At 38.0% G+C, this 3,646-nt stretch carries 1 protein-coding gene; it reads left to right on the top strand.

Annotation, left to right across the window (positions count from 1 at the left end; all coding sequences use genetic code 11):
- Window positions 1–3,646: amino acid adenylation domain-containing protein (locus RM368_RS38100; protein WP_322698871.1), on the top strand; the 3,646-nt coding region annotated here is incomplete at both ends.

Here is a 3,646-nt window from a genome sequence, read left to right on the forward strand (position 1 = left end):
AGTCAGCAAAAAAACCTTTTAATTTAGCTAAAGGACTTTTAGTCAGAGCAACTTTACTGCGCTTGAGTGAAGAAGAACACATTTTGCTTGTGACCATGCACCACATTATCACGGATGGATGGTCTTGTGGTGTGTTCCTGCGCGAGCTGTCAACGCTATACGCTGCTTTCTTTTCAAATCAACCTTCCTCCTTACCTGAACTCCCCATTCAGTATGCAGATTTTACCATTTGGCAACGCGATCGCATCCAAGGTGAATTCCTCGCAACCCAATTAAATTATTGGAAGCAACAACTCAAGGGTGAGTTACCTGTACTACAATTACCCACAGAGCGTCCGCGACCTAATGTTACTACTTTCACTGGTGCTAAACAATACTTTACATTCTCGAAAGCTCTGACTGATGCATTGAGACAATTAAGCCAGCAAGCAGACGCTACTTTATTTATGAGTTTGCTGGCGGCATTTAACATACTATTATATCGCTACACAGACCAAGAAGACATCTTAATTGGTTCTCCAATTGCCAACCGAAACCGAGCCGAATTAGAAGGAATATTGGGTTTATTTGTTAACACTTTGGTGTTACGTAATAATCTCAGTGGAAATCCTAGCTTTCGGGAACTTCTACATCGAGTACGTGAGGTGACTCTCGATGCTTATGCACATCAAGATTTGCCTTTCGAGATGCTTGTAGAAGAATTGCAACCCGAACGAGACTTAAATCGGAATCCACTTTATGAAGTCATGTTTGTCCTGCAAAACAGCCCAGTGTCTGTACAGGAAGTTTCTGGTTTAACCTTGCGTACTTTAGAGTTTGATAGCGGTACAGCTCAACTAGATATTTTCCTATCCATGTCTGAATCTCAAGAGGGATTAACAGGGTGTTTAGAGTATAATACAGATATTTTTGATTCCACAAAAATTACCCAATTTATCAACAACTTCCAGACTTTACTAGAAAATATCATTACTAATCCAGAGCAGCGCCTTAATGAGTTATCGTTACTAACTACTTCTGAGCAAGAGCAACTATTATTTAAGTTTAATCAAACTCTTACAAATTATCCTCAAGATGCATCTATCCATCAATTATTTGAGCAGCAAGTTGAACTAACACCTGACTCTTTAGCATTAATTCATCAGTCTGAAGAACTGACTTATCGTCAACTTAATCACCGAGTTAATCAGCTTGCACATTATTTACAAAAACAGGGTGTCACAAAAGAAACGCTAGTTGCTCTATGTCTGGAACGTTCTCTAGATATGGTGGTGGGAATTTTAGCTATCCTCAAAGCTGGCGGTGCATATATTCCACTCGATCCAAGTTATCCAGTTGAGCGTCTGAATTTTATGCTCTCTGATTCTCAAGCATCGGTGTTAATTAGTCAACAGGAGATATTAGAAAAACTCTCATTATCTTCAGCTAAAATTGTTTGCTTGGATATCCACAAAAACGAAATTTCTCAAGAAAGTTTTGAAAATCCCATTAATATCTCTTCATCTGATAATCTCGCCTATGTTATCTATACTTCTGGCTCAACTGGAACTCCTAAAGGCGTTCTTGGCACACATCGCGGTACAGTAAACGGCTTACACTGGTTATGGAAAACCTATCCTTTTACCCAAGGAGAAGTTTGTTGTCAGAAAACAGCTATTAGCTTTGTAGATTCTGTGTGGGAAATTTTTGCTCCTTTACTTAGAGGAATTCCGACAGTAATTATCAAGAATGAAACTCTACTAGACCCGCAGCTATTTATAGAAGCTTTAGCACATCACAAAGTTACCCGTATTATACTTGTACCTTCACTACTGCGCTTACTTCTAGATAATTATAGTCATCTGATTAAGAAATTATCGCAACTGAAACTTTGGATAACTAGCGGGGAAGCACTATCTGTTAAGTTAGCTCAAACTTTTCAAGAGTTGATACCATTTGCCAAACTAATTAACCTTTACGGCTCATCGGAAGTTTCCGCTAACGCCACTTATTATGACACCAGTTTATTGCCAGAACAAGCAAGCAGTGTCTCCATCGGTCGTCCTATCGATAATACTCAGGTTTATGTTTTGAATCGCAATTTACAACCAACACCTTTAGGAATCGTCGGTGAACTTTATATTGGTGGTGACGGATTAGCGAGGGGATATTTGCATCGTCCGGAATTAACTCAAGAAAAATTTATTGATAATCCCTTTATTCCCGGAACTAAACTTTACAAAACAGGCGATTTAGTCCGATATCTCAAAGATGGTAATCTTGAATATTTGGGTCGCTATGATGAACAAGTAAAAATCCGAGGATTCCGAGTAGAATTGGGTGAAATTGCAACTATTATTGCCCAACATCCAGATGTGCAAGAATCTGTTGTAATTGCTAGCGATGATGCTCAAGAAAATCAGCGTTTGATTGCATATATTGTCACAGATAAACAGGATATAGCTCTAGAAATCTTGCCAGATTTGCAACAGAAATTGCCTAATTACATGCTACCATCTAGTTTTGTTGTACTGGATACGCTCCCACTGACACCTAATGGCAAAGTAGATAAACGCTCTTTGACAACTAATAAACTTCTTCGATCAAATACTACTCAATCGTTTCTTGCTCCTCGTAATTTTACAGAATTATCATTAGTAAAACTTTGGGAAAATCTCCTAAATACTAATCCTATCGGGGTAAAAGATAACTTCTTTGACTTAGGTGGTCATTCATTTTTAGCTGTACGCTTAATGGCTCAAATTCAGGACAAATTTGGGCATAATCTTACCCTATCTACTTTTTTTGAAAACCCAACGATTGAAAAATTAGCGATTATTCTTAATCAGCCATCCCGTCATAGTTCTAATTCTCCTTTAGTAGCAATTAACTCTTCTGGTTACAAGATACCTTTCTTCTGTATGCATGGCGCTGGCGGGGGTATTAATAACTATTTTAAATTGTCTAGAAGGCTTGGTGAGGACTATCCATTTTATGCCTTGGAACATACTTTAGAGCAAGAACTGCCCGAAATTATTTCAGTCGAGGAGACAGCAACTCGCTACCTCCAAGAAATTCGTCAAGTACAACCAAATGGTCCTTATTTTTTAGGCGGTCATTGTTACGGCGGTGTAATTGCTTTTGAAATGGCGCAGCAATTGCAAAGGCAAGGTCAAACAGTAGGTTTATTAGTTCTTATCGATACCATACAACCAGAAACACGTATTGAATCTACCAAAGATGACGATGCAAAATTCTTACTCCGCATGGCTGAATCGATAAAAACCAATAATAATATAGATTTTTCAATTCCTTTTGAGGAACTTCGAGTTTTACCACTAAATGAGCAATTTCATTTAGTAAATAAAAAAGCAAACTTTATCTTTAGCGATACAGAGGTTGAAGATTTTCTCAATTATTACAAACTTTTCCGAGCGCATGTCCAAGCTATGCGAGATTATGTTCCTCAGGTTTATCCTCAATCCATAACTGTATTTCGAGCTAAAGAGGAAATTATTCATGACTTTGACAATCGAGAATGGAGTACTGATGACCCCTTACTAGGCTGGGGGAAATATTCTAGTCAACCTATTCAAGTAATTGAAGTTCCTGGCGATCATTTTTCGATTTTCGTTGAACCTCATATTCAAGAATTAACTAAACATCT

Source organism: Nostoc sp. DedSLP03 (genome assembly GCF_034530815.1).
Lineage (GTDB): Bacteria > Cyanobacteriota > Cyanobacteriia > Cyanobacteriales > Nostocaceae > Nostoc.